Consider the following 19,284-nt stretch of genomic DNA (forward strand, 5'->3'; position numbering starts at 1 on the left):
TCGTCCAGGAGAGGGGTCAGCCGTTGGCCGACGTTGACTGATCCGCCGCTTCGCGGGCCAGTTCGAGGGCCGCCGAGAGGCTGTCGGGATCGTTGACCGCCAGCCCGCGGCTGCCCCGGGCGATTCGCTTGTTCAGACCGGTGAGCACCTTGCCCGGCCCGCATTCGATGAACACTTCGGCACCACGGCCCACCATGTTCTCGACGCAGGAGGTCCAGCGCACCGGCTGGTAGAGCTGCTCGATCAGGCGCGTGCGCAGGGTATCGACGTCGGCGTGGGCCTGGGCATCGACGTTCTGCACCACGGTGTAGCGCGGTACGCGCAGCGTGATGTCATCCATCGCCGCGGCCAGGCGCTCGGCGGCCGGACGCATCAGATCACAGTGCGAGGGCACCGACACCGGCAGCGGCATCGCACGCTTGGCACCGGCCTCCTGACAGGCCGCGATGGCGCGCTCGACGGCGCCCTTGGCACCGGCGATGACCACTTGCCCGGGGGCATTGTAGTTCACCGCGGAGACCACTTCGCCTTCGGCGGCCCGCTCACAGGCCTGCTCGACGGCGGCATCGTCCAGGCCGAGGATCGCGGCCATGGCGCCCTGCCCCATGGGCACGGCGTCCTGCATGGCCTCGCCGCGCAGCTTGACCAGTCGCACGCCATCGGCGAACGACAGCGCACCGGCGCACACCATGGCGCTGTACTCGCCCAGGCTGTGGCCGGCCATGGCGCCCGGGCGCGGCCCTTCGAGCTCCTGCCAGACGCGCCAGATGGCGACGCTGGCGGTCAGCAGCGCCGGCTGCGTGCAGGCGGTGGCGTTGAGCGACTCGGCGGGCCCTTCCTGGACCACCTGCCAGAGATCATAGCCCAGCGCATCGGCGGCTTCCTCGAAGGTCGTGCGCACCACGCTGTAACGCTCCGCCAGCTCGCGCAGCATGCCGATCTGCTGGGAGCCCTGCCCGGGAAAGATGAGGGCAAGGGGTTGTGTCATGTCGATCACCTTTGCACTTGTTGACGGTTCCCGGCTCCACCACTGTCCGTGGCGGCGGAGCCGGAAGTCCTGGATCCGCTGTCGGCTCGGTCACCGGAAGTGGCCGAATCGACGACAGACCGTCGAAGACGAAGCTCGTCGGCCAGCCGCTCGGGCAGGCCATGCTGTACTTCCTGCGCCGCACGAGCCACGGCGTAGTGGAAACCGGCGGCGTCGGCGCCGCCATGACTCTTGATGACGATGCCGTTCAGCCCCAGCAGGCTGGCGCCATTGTAGCGTACCGGATCCAGCTCACGGCGCAGGCGCGCCAGCGCGGGACGCGCCAGCGCGCCCACCAGGCGACTGGTCCAGTGCGCCTCGAAGGTCGCCTGGACCCGACGCACCAGCATCTTCGCCAGCCCTTCGCTGGCCTTGAGCACGGCATTGCCGACGAAGCCGTCGCACACGACCACGTCGGCCTCGCCGGCGAAGATGCCGTCGCCCTCGACGAAGCCCACGTAGTCGAGGTCGTCGCGCTCGCGCAGCAGCTCATCGGCCCGCTGCACGCTCGCCGTGCCCTTGGTGCCCTCGACGCCGACGTTGAGCAGCGCCACCCGCGGACGCGCAAGACCGTCCACGTGGCGCGCCATGACGTCTCCCATCAGCGCAAAGTCGAGCAGCCGCTCGGCCTCGACATCGACGTTGGCGCCGAGGTCGAGCAGATAGCAGCGCCCCTCGCGGTCGACGGGAATCGCCGTGCTGATCGCCGGTCGTGCCACGCCGGCAACGGTACCGAGCGCGCGCCGCGACAGCGCCATCAGCGCGCCGGTATTGCCGGCGCTGACACCGGCCTGCACCTCGCCGCGGGCTAGACAGGCCAGCATGGCCGCCATGCTGGAGTCCCGGCCCCGGCGCAGCGCCTCGGCCGGGCGCTGATCCTGACGAATCTCGCCGGGCGCATTCTCGATGCTCAGATGCGACGACGCCGCGGCGAGAGGCCGCGGCAGCCGGGAGAGCTCTTCTTCCAGCCGGGCGGCAGGGCCGAACAGCCGGATATCGAGCTCGGGATCGGCCATGACGGCGCTGGCGGCGCCTGCCACGGTAGCGCGGGGACCGAGATCCCCGCCCATGGCATCGACGGCAATCCGCATGTCAGCGGGCGTCAGGCGTCATGGCGATCGGTAGGACGCGTCGCTTCAGGCGTCGACGACCTTGCGACCCTTGTAGAAGCCGTCCGGAGAGACGTGGTGACGCAGGTGCGTGGTACCGGTCTCCTTGTCCTGGGACAGCGCCTTGTTGTCAGCCAGGGCGTCGTGGCTGCGACGCATGCCGCGCTTGGAACGGGTCTTGCGGTTCTGTTGAACTGCCATGAGATATCACTCCAGAGTGAATCGATGAGGTAATCAGGTTTTGCCTTTGAGCTGCTTGAGCACCTCAAAGGGATTCTCCGCGGGCGAGTCCGAGACGGACTCGGCGCTCTCCCCACTGCTCAGCTGGTCGCGCGAGACCGCACAGTCGGCCTCGTCGTGGTAAACCACCTGGGGCAGACTGAGGATCAGCTCGTCCTCGATCATCGCCAGCAGGTTCAGCTGTTCGTCTTCCACCAGCACCGGTTCATGGGTGCTCGGCAGAGAGGCCGCCAGGGCGTCGCTGGAGACCATTCCCAGCAGGAACTCGCTCTCGACCGGCTGCGGCATGGGCGAGAGGCAGCGCCGACACAGCAGCTGCAGCTCGGCCGTCAGACGACCGCGGATTTCTCGACGCCCCTGGGCGTCGATGGCGAAGTCCAGCCATACCTCGGCATCACCGTTTTGCACACCGGCTTCATCGGCGAGACGGGGCATATCGCCCAGCGCCACCAGGCCTTCGAGATGTTCGGCATGCGCGGCGAGCTTGTAAGGCTCGACCCTGCCAGGGAGTCTTGAGGTCAACATAGGCGCGCAATGATAGGCACTCCCCTCCCCCCTGTCAAAGCCCGCACGCTTCGGGGTTACAATGCCCACCCGTTGCGGCAGAGACCGCCCCACCGTGTCACACGAGGAGCCCACCATGCCACGTCTGGTACTCGCCTCGAGCTCGCGCTTTCGCCGCCAGCTGCTCGACCGACTGGAACTTCCCTACGCCTGGGAAAGCCCGGACATCGACGAGACGCCCCGCCCCGGCGAAACGCCCCGCGCGCTGGTGCATCGCCTGTCGCTGGCCAAGGCCGAGCGGCTGGCCGACGACTGGCCCGATCATCTGATCATCGGCTCCGATCAGGTCGCGGTCTTCGAAGGCGAGGCACTGGGCAAGCCCGCCGACGAGGCCGCCGCGCGCGCCCAGCTAGCCCGCTTCTCGGGCCATCGGGTGAGCTTCCTGACCGGACTGGCGCTGATCGATACCCGCCATGCCAGCCACCGGGTCTGCCACGAACGCTACGACGTGGTGTTCCGCCAGCTCGGCGACAGCGAGATCGCCCACTATGTCGAGCGAGAGCGCCCGCTGGACAGCGCCGGCAGCTTCCGCATGGAAGGTCTCGGCATCACCCTGTTCGAGCGCCTCGAGGGAGACGACCCCAACGCCCTGATCGGACTGCCGCTGATTCGCCTCTGCCAGCTGCTGCGCGAGGCGGGCATGGACCCGCTGGGCAGTGGCTAGGCGCACCTCAACGCCAACCGCCCCGGGCCGAGGCCACGGGGCGGCTGATGACGGCGATGCGCCAAGGCAGACGCGCTACCGGAGCGCGAGCCCGAACACGGGACTTAGGGCGCGAGCTGATAGCGCAGCGGCGAAGCCGCCTGCGGCACGCCCACCCACTCGGCGGCAACCCGGCCGAAGCGCCGCGCCAGACGCTCGAACGGATCCAGCTGCGGCGTGTAGTCCTGGGTACGCGGCGTCTCCAGCCGCTGCCGCGCCAGGGTATCGAGGCTGCCCAGCTCATCCACGAGCCCCAGTTCGAGCGCCTGCTCGCCGGTCCAGATCAGACCGCTGAACAGCCGCTCATCATCGGCCAGCCGATCACCGCGCCCGGCCTTCACGTCATCGATGAACTGGCGATGGGTGGTGGCCAGCACCTGCTGCCAGAAGTCGCGCTGCTGCGGGGAGATGTCCGAGAACGGATCGAGGAAGGCCTTGTTCTCGCCGGCGGTGAACACCCGACGCTCGACGCCGAGGCGCTCGATCGCCTCCTCGAAGCCGAAACCGGCATTGATCACTCCGATCGACCCCACCAGGCTGGCCGGCGCGGCGACGATCTCGTCGGCCGCCGAGGCAATATAGTAGGCGCCGCTGGCGCCGATATCCTCGACCACGGCGATGATCGGCTTGTCGCCCTGCTCGCGCAGGCGCATCAGCTCGTCATAGATGCGCTGCGACTGCACCGGACTGCCGCCGGGGCTGTCGATGTGAAGCACCACCGCCTCGGCATCCGGCGCCTTCCAGGCCCGCTGCACGCCCTCGATGACACGCTCGGCGCTGGCCCGGGAATCGCCGTCGATCACGCCCTCCACCTCGACGATCCCCAGGTGCGGCCCGGCCGGATCGGTCGCCCCCGGCACCACGAAGAGCCCATAGAGGGTGGTGCTCAGCGAGGCCAGGATCAGGAAGGCGAACAGGAAGCGGAAGAACAGCTTCCAGCGCCGCGAGCGACGCTGCTCGGCCAGCACGCCGTCGATCCAGCGATCGAGCATGTCCTGCTGGGCGAGGCGCTGACGCTCGCGCAGCGTCTCGGCATCGTCATCCCTCTCCTGCGGCGCCGGCCCCACGCCCTCGCGGCGCCGGCGGGCCTCCCGGGCCTGGTCGGCGCTGAGTTCGGGACCCCGGGTCCAGTCGTCGCGTCGATCGTCGTCCATAACGTCGCCTCCTTGTCGTTCGAGGAAAATCCGTGATCAGGCGTGCAGCCAGTCGACCAGCTCGGGAAAGCCGTGGGCGGTGAAGGCCGGGCGGCTCAACGCCAGGCGCTCCGGCGCGTGAACGCCGTAGGTCACGGCGACGCGATCCATGCCCAGCGCCCGCGCCATCTCCAGATCATACTCGGTGTCGCCGATCATCACCGCCTCCTCGACCGGCACGCCGAGCTCGTCGAGCAGCTCCTCGAGCATCCGCGGGTGCGGCTTGGAGAGCGTCTCGTCGGCGGTGCGACTGGCATGGAACCAGTGGCCGCAGTCGCTCTCGCGGAAGATGCGATCGAGCCCGCGGCGACTCTTGCCGGTGGCTACCGCCAGACGACTGGTGTCGTCGGCGCGCAGCCGCGACAGACCCTCGGCCACCCCGGGATAGAAGGGCATCGGCGTCACGTCGCCTTCCACGAAATGGTAGGCATAGCGCTGACGCAGGGCCTCGGCCTGATCGGGGCCGATGCCCGGGCACAGCCTGGCGATGGCCTCGGGCAGCCCCAGGCCGATGATGTCGCGAACCGCCTCCTCGGACAGCTCGCCCCAGCCGACGTCGCGCGAGGCCGCCTGCATGCAGGCAACGATGCGCTCGAGCGAATCCATCAGGGTGCCGTCCCAGTCGAAGATCATCAGTCGGTAACGCATGTGGACTCCGGATCAGCGGGCGTTGCGGGCGCTTTCCAGCACGCCGTCGAGGGTCTCGCCGAGCGGCGCGCGGATCTTCACCGGCTTGCCGCTGGTCGGCTCGGGAAAGGTCAGGGATGCCGCATGCAGGAACAGCCGCGACAGCCCCAGCTGGGCGGCGATGCGCCCGCCCTCGCGGGTGCCGTACTTGTCGTCGCCGAGCAGCGGATGGCCGGCATGGGCGGCGTGCACGCGAATCTGGTGGGTGCGACCGGTGATCGGCTCGGCCTCGACCAGGGTGGCCCGGGCGAAGGCCTCGCGCACGGCGAAGCGGGTGCGCGCCGCCTTGCCGCCGCTGTCGACCCGCACCCGCCGCTCGCCGTTGCCGGCGTCGAAGCGATCCAGGCGGGCGCTGACGAAATCGCGCCGCGCCGGCCAGCGACCGGCCACCAGGGCCAGATACTGCTTGCTCATCTCGTGGCGCTTGAGCGACTCGTTGAGGGCGAGCAGCGCCGGGCGCGACTTGGCCAGCAGCAGGCAGCCGGAGGTATCGCGATCGAGCCGATGCACCAGCTCGAGGAAATCCAGGTCCTCGCGCACCTGACGCAGCGCCTCGATCAGGCCGATCTTGACGCCGCTGCCGCCGTGCACGGGCAACCCGGAGGGCTTGTTGAGCACCATCCAGTCGCGCCCCTCCAGCAGCACGCTGCCGGCCAGCAGATTGCGCAGGTTGTCGCTGACCTCGCGCACCGCCTCGCGCGGCGCGAGCTTGAGCGGCGGGATGCGGACCACGTCGCCCAGGGCCAGGCGGGTATCGGCCTTGACGCGTTTCTTGTTCACCCGCACCTCGCCCTTGCGCACGATGCGGTAGATGAGCGCCCGGGGCGCGCCCTTGATGCGTGTAATCAGGAAATTGTCGACCCGCTGACCCACCTGGCCCTCGGTCACTTCCACCCACTGAACCTCGCGACCATCGGTCATCCCGCTCTCCACTTGCCACCGTCGTAAAAGGCGCATTCTACCGCACTGTGCACCGTCCTGCCGCCAATTGCTGGGCACCCCCTTTACTGTTATATTGCCGAGGCGTTCCAATGGACAGAACCGTCCGCTTGGCGCCTGCACGACAGACACGCAGGCCGGAACGACGAAATCAGGCCGCGACGACGCTCCCGCATGAGGTCCCGCCGCCGACAGAAAGCGATACAACGCCACGCCCGTCCCGCCCCGCTCCCGACGAGCAAGCGGCGACCACGGGATACGTATAACACCGTGCCGGAGGCCGGCGTTGGCGAATCGATGAATGCCAGGTGTTGGCGGTGACCGCAGGACCGGATGGGCAACGAGACCCGCCGAGAACATGTCCTGCCTCCGCCCCGTACTCAACATGATCTTGCCGTGCCGGCCCGCCACCGCTATCAGGCCCCGACACGGCCGGGCGCAGTTCCGCTTCCGCGACATGCGCTGAGCACAAGCACGCAGCACCCAGCGGTTCGCCTTCGTCATTGCCCATGGGCGCCCACCGGCGCGTCCATTTTGCGAGACGACATGAAACGGATGCTCATCAACGCGACCCAGCCCGAAGAGCTGCGCGTCGCCCTGGTCGATGGACAACGCCTGTACGACCTGGACATCGAATCCGGTGCCAGGGAACAGAAGAAAGCCAACATCTATCGCGGCAAGATCACCCGCGTGGAACCCTCCCTCGAAGCCGCCTTCGTCGACTTCGGTGCCGAACGCCACGGCTTCCTGCCGCTCAAGGAAGTCTCCCGCGAATACTTCCTCAAGGACCCCTCCGGCCGCCCCAGCATCAAGGAAGTGCTCAAGGAAGGCCAGGAAGTCATCGTCCAGGTCGACAAGGAAGAACGTGGCAACAAGGGCGCGGCCCTGACCACCTTCATCAGCCTGGCCGGCCGCTTCCTGGTACTGATGCCCAACAACCCCCGCGCCGGCGGCATCTCGCGCCGCATCGAGGGCGAGGAACGCGCTCAGCTCAAGGAGGCCATGAGCCACCTGACCGTGCCCGACAAGATGGGCCTGATCGTGCGCACCGCCGGCATCGGCCGCAATCCCGAGGAACTGCAGTGGGACCTCGACTACCTGACGCAGGTCTGGGAGTCGATCACCGAGGAAGCCGGCAAGCGCGCCGCGCCCTTCCTGATCTACCGTGAGTCTAACGTCATCATCCGCGCCATGCGCGACTACCTGCGCCAGGACATCGGCGAGGTGCTGATCGACAGCGAGCAGGTGCACCAGGAAGCGCTGGGCTTCATCCGCCAGGTGATGCCCTCCTACCAGCAGAAGATCAAGCGCTACGCCGATGAGGTGCCGCTGTTCTCCCGCTTCCAGATCGAATCCCAGATCGAGACCGCCTACGAGCGCGAGGTCAAGCTGCCCTCCGGCGGCTCGATCGTCATCGACCACACCGAGGCGCTGGTCTCCATCGACATCAATTCGGCGCGCGCCACCCGCGGCAGCGACATCGAGGAGACGGCGCTGCAGACCAACCTCGAGGCCGCCGACGAGATCGCCCGCCAGCTGCGATTGCGCGACATCGGCGGCCTGGTGGTCATCGACTTCATCGACATGTCGCCGGCGCGCAATCAGCGCGAGGTCGAGAACCGGGTGCGCGACGCCCTCAAGATCGACCGCGCCAGGGTGCAGATCGGCCGCATCTCGCGCTTCGGCTTGATGGAAATGTCCCGCCAGCGCCTGCGCCCATCGCTCGGCGAGACCAGCGGCGTGGTCTGCCCGCGCTGTGACGGCCAGGGCACCATCCGCGACGTGCGCTCCATCTCGCTCTCCATCATGCGCCTGATCGAGGAAGAGGCGATGAAGGAGCGCAGCGCCCAGATCCGCGCCATCCTGCCGGTCCCGGTCGCCACCTACCTGCTCAACGAGAAGCGGGCGATGCTGGCCGACATCGAGCGCCGCCAGGGCGTGCGCGTGGTGCTGCTGCCCAACCCCGAGATGGACACGCCCCACTACGACGTGCAGCGCCTGCGCGACGATCACGTCGACGAGGAAGGCACCTCCCACCTGCCGAGTCACGAGCTGCCCACGGAGACCGAGGTCGGCAAGGAGCCCGAGGCCGCCTTCGGCAAGCCGGTCAAGCGCGACGAGGCCGCGGTGAAGACCGTGGTGCACCACGAGCCCGCCCCCGCCTCCCTGCAGGAAGAGCCCGCGCCCCAGGCCAAGGCCAAGCCTGCCGAGAAGCCGGCACCGCAAAGGCCCGCCCAGAAACCCGCCGCCAAGCCGGCCCCGGCGGCCAAGCCCGCTGCGGCCCCCGCCGCTCGCGAGGGCGTGCTGAGCCGCCTGGTCAAGGGCTTCTCTCGCCTGCTGAGCGGCGAAGAGACCACCCCGTCCAGCCAGCAGCAGCGTCAGTCCGAGGTCAGCGGCCAGCGCCAGGCCGGCACCGCCCGCTCAGGCGACCGCGGCCAGCAGCGCGGCGACAGCGGCAAGAGCGCCGACAACCGCTCCGGTAGCGGCAACGGCCGCCAGCGCAACAATCGTCGTGGCGGCCAGCGCCAGGACCAGCGTCAGGAGCGCGGTGACAATCGCGACGAGTCACGCAGCACCAAGCCGCAGCGCCAGGGCGAGGACAAGGCCCGCGGCGACCGCTCCGAGAAAGGCGAGAAGGCCGACAAGGGCGGCAGCCAGAACCGCGGCGGCCGCGGTCGCAACCAGCGCCAGGACGACGGCCGCCAGCAGGCCGAGGGTCGCAAGCCCCAGGAAGGCAAGCAGGAAAGCAAGGGCCAGGAGCGCAAGGACAAGGACCAGGGCGGTCGCAAGCCCCAGGACACCAAGCGCCAGAGCGAAAAGCCCCAGGACGCCAAGTCCCAGAAGCCCAAGGGCGACGCCGAGGCGGCTGCCACCGGCGAGCAGGCACCGGCCAAGGCCGAGACGAATGGCAAGCCGAAGCGCACTCGCAACAACCCGCGCCAGCGCCGTCGCCAGCAGGCCCTGAACCCGGAGTCCGTGGCCGAACAGCAGCGCCTGCAGGCCGAAGCCGCCAAGGCAGAAGCACAGCCGGAAGAGGCCAAGGCGGAGCAGCCGAAGGCCGAGACCAAGGCGGAGCAGCCGAAAGCAGAAGAACCCAAGGCCGAGCAGCCGAAGGCCGAGACCAAGGCCGACGCCAAGGCGGAAGCGCCCAAGGCCGATGCCAAGGCGGAGCAGCCGAAGGCAGAAGCCAAAGCCGAAGAGCCGAAGGCCGACGCCAAGGCCGAAGCGCCCAAGGCCCAAGCGCCCAAGGCCGACGCCAAGGCCGAAGCGCCGAAGGCCGAAGCGCCGAAGGCCGAAGCGCCGAAGGCCGATGCCAAGGCCGATGCCAAGGCCGAGCAGCCCAAGGCAGAAGCCAAGGCGGAAGCCAAGGCGGAACAGCCGAAGGCCGACGCCAAGGCAGAAGAGCCGAAGGCCGAAGCCAAGGCAGAAGRGCNSGAAGKCCGACGCCAAGGCAGAASAGCCGAAGKCCGACGCCAAGGCRGARSAGCCSAAGKCMGAMGCCAAGGCCGAGCAGCCGAAGGCCGAGACCAAGGCCGAGCAGCCCAAGGCAGAAACCAAGGCGGAGCAGCCGAAGGCCGAGACCAAGGCCGAAGAACCCAAGGCCGAGCAGCCGAAGGCCGACGCCAAGGCCGAACAGCCGAAGGCCGAACAGCCGAAGGCCGAGACCAAGGCGGAACAACCGAAGGCCGACGTAAAAGCCGAGGAGCCCAAGGCCGACGCCAAGGCCGACGCCAAGGCCGAACAGCCGAAGGCCGAGACCAAGGCGGAACAACCGAAGGCCGACGTAAAAGCCGAGGAGCCCAAGGCCGACGCCAAGGCAGAACAGCCGAAGCCCGAAGCCAGGACCGAAGAGCCCAAGGCCGAGACGCCGCGTCGTCGCCGCCGCGCCCACAACGACCCGCGGGAAATCCGCCGTCGTGAACAGGAGGCCAAGCGCCAGGAAGGCCAGCAAGGCTGATCCCGAGCCCCCCCCTGAACGACAACGCCCGTGGCCATTGGCCACGGGCGTTTTCGTTGGCGTCTACCGAAGGCGCCGGAAGCGCCGATGTCTCTATTCTGTCGCCAGGCGCGGCTCGCGCTCCAGCATCACGCCGAAGCGCCGCTCCACCGTCGCGGCGACCCGCGCGGCGAAGGCCAGCAGCCCGGCCGCATCGCCGCCACCGTGGTGCACCAGCACCAGGGCCTGGCGGTCATGGACACCGAAGGGGCCCTCGCGCCAGCCCTTGAGGCCGCAGCGATCGATCAGCCAGCCGGCGGCCAGCTTGGTCCGGCCATCCTCCAGCGGGAAGCTCGGCATGTCGGGATGCGCCTCGCGCAGCGACGCCGCACACTCCGACGACACCACCGGGTTCTTGAAGAAACTGCCGGCGTTGCCGAGCACCGACGGATCCGGCAACTTCTCGCGCCGCACCGAACAGACGGCCTCGGCGACCTCCAGCGGCGTGGGCACCTCGCCGACGCGGCCGGCCAGGTCACCATAGCCCAGGCGCGGCTCGGCCGAGCGCGACACGCGCAGCACCAGCCGGGTGATCGCCACCCGCCCCGCCAGGGCGCGCTTGAAGACGCTGTCGCGATAGCCGAAGGCGCACTCGTCGGCCCCCAGCACCGCTTCGCGGCCGTCGTCCAGGTGCACCAGATGCACGGCCTCGAGGCGCTCGGCGAGCTCGACGCCGTAGGCGCCGATGTTCTGGATCGGTGCCGCCCCGCAATGCCCGGGAATCAGCGCCAGGTTCTCGAGCCCCCAGAGGCCGCGGGCGGCCAGGGCCATGACCAGCTCGTGCCAGACCACTCCGGCCTCGGCGTGCACCCGCACGCTGCCGTCGCCGGCCTCCTCCAACCACCAGTCGTTCATGGCGGTCCGGATGACCAGCCCCGGCTGAAGGGCGGGCAGAATCAGGTTACTGCCCCCACCCAGCACCAGGGTCGGCCAGCCGGCGTCCCGGGCCAGCGACAGCGCCTCGCCGAGCTCGGCGACACTTGCCGGGGCGGCGAAGCGCTCGGCACGGCAGGCCAGTCCCAGGGTATTGGCCGCGGTCAGGTCGTGGTCGGCGAGGATGGCCAGGCTCAAGCGCCCTCCTCCAGGCGCCGCCGCACGTCCTCGACGAGGCCGCGGGAGGCCGCCTCGACCAGGTCCAGCACCTGCTCGAAGCCGTCGTCGCCCCCGTAGTAGGGGTCGGGCACGGCGCGATCGGGCAGCCCGGCGAAGGCCAGGAAGAGACCGACGTGAGCGGCACTGTCGGCCGGCCGACGCGCCTCCAGCGCCACCAGGTTGTCGTGGTCCATGGCCAGCAGATAATCGAAACGCGCGAAGTCGCCGTCATCGAGCTGGCGGGCCCGCAGGCCGGAGAGATCGAGCCCGCGCGAGGCGGCCGCCGCCTGGGCACGCGCGTCGGGCGACTTGCCCACGTGCCAGGGTCCGATGCCACAGGAGTCGACCTCGACCCGACCGGCGAGACCGGCCTCGTCGAGATGGCGGCGGAACATGCCCTCGGCGGTGGGCGAACGGCAGATATTGCCCAGGCAGACGAACAGCACCCTCATCGGCACTCTCCCTTGTCGTCGCGGCCTGCCTCCTGTCCCAGGATCCGGCGCACACGGGCGAGATCCTCGGCGGTGTCCACGCCCGCCGGATGTGGCTCGCGGGACAGGGCGACCTGGATGGCATGGCCATGGTGCAGCGCGCGAAGCTGCTCGAGCTGTTCGAGCTGCTCCAGCGGCGACGGCGCCCAGTGGCGGTACTCGTCGAGGAAGCTCGCCCGGTAGGCGTAGAGGCCGATGTGGCGCAGCCAGGCGTCGGTCTCGAGCAGCTCGGGGCGCGCGGCGAAGGCCTCGCGGTCCCAGGGAATCGGCGCACGGGAAAAGTAGAGGGCCCGCCCCGAGAGCGCGCGCACCACCTTGACCACGTTGGGATTGAACAGCGTCTCGACGTCGCCGATCGGCTCGGCCAGCGTCGCGATGGAGGCGCCGGGATCGTCCATCAGGCGCGCCGCCACCTGGTCGATCAGGGTCGCCGGCAGCAGCGGCTCGTCGCCCTGGACGTTGACCAGCACGGCGTCATCGGCGAGGCCCAGCGTATCGGCCACCTCGGCCAGCCGATCGGTGCCGGAGGGATGATCGTCGCGGGTCATCACCACCTCGGCGCCCAGCGGCGTCATGACGTCACGAATGCGAGCATCGTCGGTGGCGACCACCACCCGGCCGGCGGCGCTGGCCGAGGCCCGGCGCCAGACGTGGGCCACCATCGGCTCGCCGGCGATGTCGAGCAGCGGCTTGCCCGGCAGACGGGTCGACGCGAAACGCGCCGGAATCACGGCAATGAAGTCCTGCATCTTGCCTCCTCAGCCCTCGGCGCCGGTCGAAGGCGGCAGCTTCTCGTCCACGTCGATGGCGCGCGCCTCGTCGGGCAGCATCACCGGAATGCCGTCGCGCACGGGATAGGCCAGGCCATCATAGCGGCACACCAGCTCGCCGGCCTCACGATCGAAGGCCAGCTTGCCCTTGCACAGCGGGCAGACCAGCATCGCCAGCAGTTGCTTGTCCATCTCTCACGCCTCCAGGGTCGGTATCGACGGCCGCACGAACGGCGACCGCACGGAATTCACAGGGCCGCCAGGCGCGCATCCAGCCAGGCGACGAAATCGGGGTCGGGCACCGCCTCCACCTCCAGCACCCAGGCATCGTCCGCCGGCAGGTCACGGCACTTCACCGCGTCCTTGGCGGTCATCACCCGCGGGCGCCCATCGGCGAACGCCAGATCGTCGGCGGTGAAGCGGTGATGGTCGGCGAAGGGGTGGGTCCAGTGGGCGATGCCCAGGCCTTCGAGGGTCTCGAAGAAGCGCGCCGGTCGACCGATGCCGGCCAGGGCATGTACCGGCTCGACGAAGGGCGCCGGCGCCACCGCCCGACGCTCGCCGCCGCCCAGCGGGCGCCAGCCGGCGGGCGTCAGGGTCATGCGGTAGTGATCGCCCAGGCGCTGGTCCCGGGGCGTGCCGTTGACCACCACGGCATCCACGGTCTCGAGCCGCTCGGCGGGCTCGCGCAGCGGCCCGGCCGGCAGGCAGCGCCGGTTGCCGAGCCCGCGATGGCCATCCACCACCACCAGCTCCAGGTCGCGCCCCAGCGGCAGGTGCTGCAGGCCATCGTCGGCGAGCAGGATGTCGCAGCCTTCCTCCAGCAGCCGCCGGGCGCCTCGCGGGCGATCCGGGTCCACCACCACCGGCACGCCGGTCTGGTCGGCCAGCATGCGCGGCTCGTCGCCGCAGGCCGAGGCCGGGGTATCGGCCTCGACCCGCAGCGGATAGTGATCGGCGCGGCCGCCGTAGCCACGGGACAGGATACCGGGCCGCCAACCGGCCTCGCCGAGATGGCGTGCCAGCCAGGCCACCAGCGGCGACTTGCCGGTGCCGCCGAGGGTGATGTTACCGACCACGATCACCGGCACCGGGGCCCGCCAGGCCTGGCGGCGCCCCTCGGCGTAGGCCCGCGTGCGGCGCGCGATCAGCCGACGATAGAGCGCCTCGAGCGGGCGCAGCGGCCACAGCCAGGGCGCTCCGGCATAGGCCGCCTCGAGCCAGCGCTCGCCGACACCGCCGCTCATGCCGTCTCGGCGTCCTGGAACTGCAGGCGATGCAGGGCCGCGTAGGCACCGTCACGCGACAGCAGCTCGGCGTGGCTGCCCTGCTCGACGATCTCGCCGCCTTCCATCACCAGGATGCGGTCGGCACGCTCGATGGTGGACAGCCGGTGGGCGATGACGAAGGTGGTCCGATCGCGGCACACCTCTTCGAGCGCCGCCTGAATGTAGCGCTCGGACTCGGTGTCCAGCGCCGAGGTCGCCTCGTCGAGGATCAGCAGCGGGGCATCCTTGAAGATCGCCCGGGCGATGGCCAGACGCTGGCGCTGGCCACCGGAGAGCATCACCCCGTTCTCGCCGACCACGGTGGCGTAGCCCCCGGGCAGGCGCTCGATGAACTCGTGGGCATGCGCCGCCCGCGCCGCGGCCTCGACCGCCTGAGGGTCGGGGTCGTCGATGCCGTAGGCGATGTTGTCGGCGATGGTGGCGTTGAACAGCGTCACCTGCTGCGAGACCAGGGCGATGCTGCGACGCAGGGGCAGCAGCTTGAAGTCTTCGAGCGACACCCCATCGAGGCAGATCCGTCCCGCGGTGGGCCGGTAGAAGCGCGGCAGCAGCCCCATCAGGGTCGACTTGCCGCTGCCGGAGCGGCCGACGATGGCGATCATCTCGCCGGGGGCCACGTCCAGGTCGATGCCCTTGAGCACCTCCGGCTGGTCGGCACCGTAGGCGAAGCGCACGCCTTCCAGGGTCACGCGCCCCTCGAGCCGACCCGGCTCGCGAGTGCCGTTGTCTTCCTCGGGCGGCACGTCGAGCAGCCCGAACAACTCGCCGGCGGCGGCGATGCCCTTCTGCACGGTGGCGTTGATCTCGGTGAGCTGGCGCACCGGCTTGGCCATCAACGAGGCCGCGGTGATGAAGGCGACGAACTCGCCGGGGGTCATGTCGGACAGCATCGCCGGCGACATGGCGAGCCACACCAGCACCGCCAGCGCCAGCGCCACCATCAGCTGGATCACCGGGGTGCTGGTGGCCTTGGTCAGCGCCTCCTTCATGCTCTGGCGACGATTGACCTCGCTGGCCTCGGCGAAGCGGGCCTGCTCATAGGCTTCGGCACCGTGGGTACGCACCACCCGATAGCCCGACAGCGCCTCGGAGGCCACATGGGTCACGTCGCCCATGGAGCGCTGGATGCGCCTCGAGATCCGCCGGAAACGCTTGCTGGTATAGCTGACCACGCCGCCGATCAGCGGCGTCACGGCCAGGAACAGCAGGGTCAGCATCCAGTTGGTCCACAGCAGGTAGACCACCAGCCCGATCACGAACAGCCCCTCGCGCAGCAGGATGGTGATCGCCTTGGTGCCGGCCCCGGTGACCTGCTCGACGTGGTAGGTGACCCGTGACACCAGGTGACCCGAGGAATGCTCGTCGAAGAAGCGCCCCGGCAGGTGCAGCATGTGATTGAAGACGTCGCAGCGCAGCGCGTGGACCAGGTTGCGGGCCACGTTGCTCATGAAGTAGGTGCCGAGGAAGGTGCCCAGCCCGCGAGCGGCGAACATGCCCACCACGAACAGCGGCAGCATCAGGCGAAAGGCGGCGTCCGGATTCTGGATGCCGTCGATCAGGCGTTTCATCATCTCGGCCAGCGCCGTGCTGGACGCCGCATAGATGGCGTAACCGACGATGGCCAGGGCGAAGGCCTTCCAATGGGGCTTCACATAGCCCAGCAGACGCTTGTAGAGGGTCCAGCCCGAGTGTTCGCTCACGGTGTCTCCGCTTCAGAATGTGTTGCCTTGGCGGTGGCGATACGCACCCGCCGAATGTCCAGTGCGCCGGCGCGGTCGAGCACGCGCACCACGTCGGCATGGGCGGCGCGACCATCGGCCTCCACCACCAGCCCGCGCTCGCGGGCGCGCGACGCGACGGCCTCGAGTGCCGCTTCCAGCTCGCCGGGCGCCAGGGCCCGCTCGCCCAGGCGATACTCGCCCTCGGGGGTGATCACCACGGTGACCGGCGAGGCCTCGGCGGCGACGCCGGTCACGCTCTCGGGCAGTACCAGCTCCAGCGCCTGGCGGGTCTCGAAGGTGGTCGAGACCATGAAGAAGATCAGCAGCAGGAAGACCACGTCGATCAGCGGGGTCAGATTGACCTCCACCGCCTCGCGCCGCCTGCGCGGCACCCTCATGGGCGCCCTCCCCCCGCCGGCGAACGCTCGTCGGCCGCACGGGGCCTCGCCTCCGTCGCCGGCTCGTGGCGCTCGGCCAGCGTCAGCTGGCCCTGGTGATGCGCCAGGAACTCGACCACCTGGCCGGCCTGCTCCTCGATGTGCACCGTGATGTCCTCGACCCGCCGCTGGAAGTAGCGGTGGAACATCAGCGCGGGAATCGCCACGGTCAGGCCCGCCGCGGTGGTCACCAGGGCCTGGGAGATGCCGCCGGCCAGCTCCGCGGCACGCTCGCCGCCGTCGCTCGAGACGAGCACCGCGAAGACCTCGATCATGCCCACCACGGTGCCCAGCAGGCCGAGCAGCGGGGTGATCGAGGCGATGGTGCCGAGCGGACTCAGGAAGCGTTCCATGTCATGCACCACCGCGGTGGCCGCCTCCTGAAAACGCGCCCGGACCTGCTCGTGGCCGAGCCGGGCGTTGCGCAGCCCGGCCGCCAGTACACCACCCAGCGGTGAATGGCTCTCCAGCCAGTAGAGGTTGACCTGGCCACGCGCCGCCAGCGAACAGACCTCCTCGCCGAGCCCCCTCGGGGCAATCCGTCCGGCGCGCAGTGCCCACAGGCGTTCGACGACGATCACCACCGCCACCAGCGAACAGCCAAGCAGCGGCAGCATCAGCCAGCCCCCGGCGATCAGGGCCTCCATCAGGGTCATGGGGTCACCTCCCTCGAGCAGTCACCGGCGCCTCCGGCGTCATTGAAGGCGATTCTAACGCAAGGCACTCGCCTCCGACACCGCCGCGCCACCAGGCCGCCGGGCGCGTGGGCGCGACGCGTGCCATCCCGCCCAGCCACAGGGTCACGGCACAGTCCTCGGCCGTGTTCCACAGACAGCTGCCGAGGCGCCGGAAGCGACGCACCACCGACGGCGCCGGATGGCCGAAACGGCCGTCGCGTGCCGCGCTGAAGATCACCTGCCGCGGCTGGACCGCGGCCAGGAAATCGGGGCCGGAGCTGGTCGTGCTGCCGTGATGCCCCGCCACCAGCGCGTCGATGGGGCCATCGATCCGTGTCAGGAGTTCCTGCTCCACCCGAGCGCCGGCATCGCCGGTGATCAGCAGCCGCTGCTGACCCGCGGTGATCAACAGCACGCAGGAGCGGTCGTTGTCGGACAGGCCTACGGCCTCGGCGGGCGGCCACAGCACGCGGAAGCTCACCCCATCGCGGCGCCAGCTCCGCCCTGCCACGCAGGGCTCGGACGTCACCGGCAGCACGCTGCCGGGCGGCGCCAGATAGCGCCCGACCGAATGCTCCTCGATCAGCGCCTCAAGCCCCCCGGCATGATCGCCATCGTCATGGCTGACGATCACATCGTCGAAGCGCTGCCCCTCGGGCCAGAGCGTCGAGAGCGGCATGAAGCCGGAGGGAAAGCGCGGCCCGGTGTCGATCAGCGCCCGGTAGTGGGCGGTGCGCAGGGCCACCAGCTGGCCCTGTCCCACGTCATGGACGCGCACGCGCAGCGCCCCGGGTTCCGGCAGCGACGGCGTCAGCCACAGCGCGCCGCAGGCCAGCAGCGCGGTGCCCGCCAGGCGCAGTCGTTCGGCCAGCCCCGGCAGTGCCCACAGCAGACCGATCAGGATCAGCGCCGTGCCCAGCGCCTCGGCCACGGCCGTTGGCGGCTGCCAGAGGGGCGCCAGGCGCGACGCCATCTCGAGCCCGGCGGCGACGCCCTCGGCAAGCGCGCCGAACAGCCCCCAGGCCATATCGCCCAACGGCGGCACCCAGGCCAGCGCCCAGCCCGCCAGGCCCAGCGGCACCAGTACGCTGCCGACCAGCGGCACGGCCAGCAGATTGACCAGCGGCGCCGCCGGTGCGAGGCGATCGAAGGCCAGCAGCACCGCGCCGGCCATCACCGGCGCCAGCAGCAGCTGGCTGCGCACCAGCGCCCACAGCCAGCCGCGCCAGCCCCGCGGGCGGGGACGGCCCTGCCAGATCAGGATCAGCAGCGCCACGGCACCGAAGGACAGCCAGCTGCCGGGGCGCCAGACCGCCAGCGGATCAAGGCTCACCACCAGCGCCAGGGCCAGCCACCAGGCCTGCCAGGGCCCCGGCGAATGGCGCCCGCTGGCCACCCACAGCCCCACCAGCACCATGATCATGGCCCGCATCGCCGGCGGCTCGAGCCCGGCCAGCCAGGCATAGGCCACCGCCGCGGTGCCGGCGATCCACCAGGGCCAGATCGCCATGCGCCAGCGCCCCGGCGCGAGAAGACGCGCAGCCCCACGCGCCAGCCACAGCGCGACCCCGGCCACCAGGCCGACATGCAGCCCGGAGATGACCATCAGGTGGGTGGTGCCGCTGGCATTGAGCAGATCCCAGTCGTCGTCGCCCAGCCGTTCGCCGGCGCCCAGAGTCAGGGCCGCCAGCCAGCGCGTCGTGCGCGGGGCAAGGTCGCGCTCATCGAGCCGGGCGAGCGCCCATCGGCGAACCGAGCCGCCGGACGCCTCGAGACGCGCCGGCGGCGGTGCCTCGCGCACGTAGCCGGTGGCCTGGATGCCCTCCCGGCGCAGCCAGGCGCGATAGTCGAAGGCATCGGGGTTGGCGAACCCCGAGGGCGGCCTCAGCCGGACGGTCAGCCGCCAGCGCTCGCCCGCGACCATGGCCGGTGCCCGATAGGCGTTGAGACGCACCCGAGACAGCCGATCACAGCCCGGCAGCCCCGGGGCCAGAGGACGACAGTCCGCCACCGCCAGCGTCAGCCGGGTCAGGCCGGCCTCTCGTGACACGGCCGTCAGGCGCCCCTCCACCGCCAGATCCTGACGACTGAGCCCCCGGGGCAGCTCGCCGCCGCGGCTCCACCACAGCTGGCCGGCCACCAGCGCGATCAGCGACAGCATCAGCAACAGGCGCCAGCGCCGGGCCGCGATAGCCATCAACAGCGCCAGCCCCAGCGCCTGGGACCAGAGGGCCGCATCGCCCTGGTCGACGAGCGCCCCGAGCAGCGTTCCGGTGAGCGCCGCGAGAGCGAGCGGCAGGGCCAACCCGATTACCATGGACATCATCCTGAGCAGGCTGCCCGGCATG

The 19,284-nt window shown here is 70.2% G+C and carries 18 protein-coding genes; 2 read left to right on the forward strand and 16 right to left on the reverse strand.

Features of this window, described 5'->3' with window-relative positions:
* Positions 1-16 precede the first annotated feature (16 nt).
* From fabD to UYS_RS0204750, 4 genes are read right to left on the reverse strand one after another with little or no spacing between them, the layout of a single operon-like run.
* A complete protein-coding gene (fabD, locus tag UYS_RS0204735; RefSeq protein WP_026068349.1) occupies positions 17-988 on the reverse strand; it encodes an ACP S-malonyltransferase in 972 nt (323 codons plus the stop codon).
* Positions 989-993: 5 nt separating this feature from the next.
* On the reverse strand, positions 994-2,118 hold the full coding sequence (gene plsX / locus UYS_RS0204740) for a phosphate acyltransferase PlsX (protein ID WP_016854356.1): 1,125 nt from the start codon (positions 2,116-2,118) through the stop codon (positions 994-996).
* Between the two features lie 45 nt (positions 2,119-2,163).
* Positions 2,164-2,337, reverse strand: a complete 174-nt coding sequence (rpmF, locus tag UYS_RS0204745; protein WP_016854357.1) for a 50S ribosomal protein L32 — start codon at positions 2,335-2,337, stop codon at positions 2,164-2,166.
* A gap of 33 nt (positions 2,338-2,370) precedes the next feature.
* Positions 2,371-2,901 (reverse strand): YceD family protein, encoded by a 531-nt coding sequence (locus UYS_RS0204750; protein ID WP_026068350.1) that lies wholly within the window; start codon positions 2,899-2,901, stop codon positions 2,371-2,373.
* A 115-nt stretch (positions 2,902-3,016) separates the two neighbouring features.
* Between UYS_RS0204750 and UYS_RS0204755 the strand changes: the two genes are divergently transcribed.
* Positions 3,017-3,604 carry a Maf family protein gene (locus tag UYS_RS0204755; protein WP_016854360.1) on the forward strand — a complete coding sequence of 196 codons (588 nt, stop codon included), beginning with the start codon at positions 3,017-3,019 and terminating at the stop codon, positions 3,602-3,604.
* 104 nt (positions 3,605-3,708) lie between these two features.
* On the opposite strand, the gene sppA is transcribed toward UYS_RS0204755, so the two are convergent.
* From sppA to UYS_RS0204770, 3 genes are read right to left on the reverse strand one after another with little or no spacing between them, the layout of a single operon-like run.
* Positions 3,709-4,797 carry a signal peptide peptidase SppA gene (gene sppA, locus UYS_RS0204760; RefSeq protein WP_016854361.1) on the reverse strand — a complete coding sequence of 363 codons (1,089 nt, stop codon included), beginning with the start codon at positions 4,795-4,797 and terminating at the stop codon, positions 3,709-3,711.
* A 36-nt stretch (positions 4,798-4,833) separates the two neighbouring features.
* Positions 4,834-5,484, reverse strand: a complete 651-nt coding sequence (locus UYS_RS0204765; protein ID WP_016854362.1) for an HAD-IA family hydrolase — start codon at positions 5,482-5,484, stop codon at positions 4,834-4,836.
* 12 nt (positions 5,485-5,496) lie between these two features.
* The gene (locus UYS_RS0204770) at positions 5,497-6,444 is read right to left on the reverse strand and encodes an RluA family pseudouridine synthase (protein ID WP_016854363.1); all 948 of its coding nucleotides are present in this window, start codon (positions 6,442-6,444) and stop codon (positions 5,497-5,499) included.
* Positions 6,445-7,008: 564 nt separating this feature from the next.
* Between UYS_RS0204770 and rne the strand changes: the two genes are divergently transcribed.
* Complete coding sequence (gene rne, locus UYS_RS16925; RefSeq protein WP_083868085.1) at positions 7,009-10,383, forward strand: ribonuclease E; 3,375 nt, start codon at positions 7,009-7,011, stop codon at positions 10,381-10,383.
* A 130-nt stretch (positions 10,384-10,513) separates the two neighbouring features.
* On the opposite strand, the gene murB is transcribed toward rne, so the two are convergent.
* Genes murB through UYS_RS0204820 form a run of 9 tightly spaced genes read right to left on the reverse strand, consistent with a single transcriptional unit; the run spans position 10,514 to position 19,253 of the window.
* Entirely contained in the window at positions 10,514-11,530 is a 1,017-nt protein-coding gene (murB, locus tag UYS_RS0204780) for a UDP-N-acetylmuramate dehydrogenase (RefSeq protein WP_016854364.1), read from the reverse strand.
* Positions 11,527-12,003 (reverse strand): low molecular weight protein-tyrosine-phosphatase, encoded by a 477-nt coding sequence (locus UYS_RS0204785; RefSeq protein WP_016854365.1) that lies wholly within the window; start codon positions 12,001-12,003, stop codon positions 11,527-11,529. Before UYS_RS0204785 ends, murB begins: the two co-directional genes overlap by 4 nt.
* Positions 12,000-12,791, reverse strand: coding sequence for a 3-deoxy-manno-octulosonate cytidylyltransferase (kdsB, locus tag UYS_RS0204790; protein WP_016854366.1), 792 nt, complete (start codon positions 12,789-12,791; stop codon positions 12,000-12,002). Before kdsB ends, UYS_RS0204785 begins: the two co-directional genes overlap by 4 nt.
* Before the next feature lie 9 nt (positions 12,792-12,800).
* A complete protein-coding gene (locus UYS_RS0204795) occupies positions 12,801-13,004 on the reverse strand; it encodes a Trm112 family protein (RefSeq protein ID WP_016854367.1) in 204 nt (67 codons plus the stop codon).
* Positions 13,005-13,060: 56 nt separating this feature from the next.
* On the reverse strand, positions 13,061-14,059 hold the full coding sequence (gene lpxK / locus UYS_RS0204800) for a tetraacyldisaccharide 4'-kinase (RefSeq protein ID WP_016854368.1): 999 nt from the start codon (positions 14,057-14,059) through the stop codon (positions 13,061-13,063).
* Positions 14,056-15,801: a lipid A export permease/ATP-binding protein MsbA gene (msbA, locus tag UYS_RS0204805; RefSeq protein ID WP_016854369.1), complete on the reverse strand. Its 1,746-nt coding sequence runs from the start codon at positions 15,799-15,801 to the stop codon at positions 14,056-14,058. Before msbA ends, lpxK begins: the two co-directional genes overlap by 4 nt.
* The gene (locus UYS_RS0204810; protein WP_016854370.1) at positions 15,798-16,220 is read right to left on the reverse strand and encodes an ExbD/TolR family protein; all 423 of its coding nucleotides are present in this window, start codon (positions 16,218-16,220) and stop codon (positions 15,798-15,800) included. Before UYS_RS0204810 ends, msbA begins: the two co-directional genes overlap by 4 nt.
* Positions 16,217-16,915 (reverse strand): MotA/TolQ/ExbB proton channel family protein, encoded by a 699-nt coding sequence (locus tag UYS_RS0204815; protein WP_016854371.1) that lies wholly within the window; start codon positions 16,913-16,915, stop codon positions 16,217-16,219. The genes UYS_RS0204810 and UYS_RS0204815 overlap by 4 nt, the downstream gene beginning before the upstream one ends.
* Positions 16,916-16,919: 4 nt before the next feature.
* The gene (locus UYS_RS0204820; protein ID WP_016854372.1) at positions 16,920-19,253 is read right to left on the reverse strand and encodes a DNA internalization-related competence protein ComEC/Rec2; all 2,334 of its coding nucleotides are present in this window, start codon (positions 19,251-19,253) and stop codon (positions 16,920-16,922) included.
* Between the last annotated feature and the right edge of the window lie 31 nt (positions 19,254-19,284).

The organism is Halomonas smyrnensis AAD6 (assembly GCF_000265245.1).
GTDB classification, from domain to species: domain Bacteria; phylum Pseudomonadota; class Gammaproteobacteria; order Pseudomonadales; family Halomonadaceae; genus Halomonas; species Halomonas smyrnensis.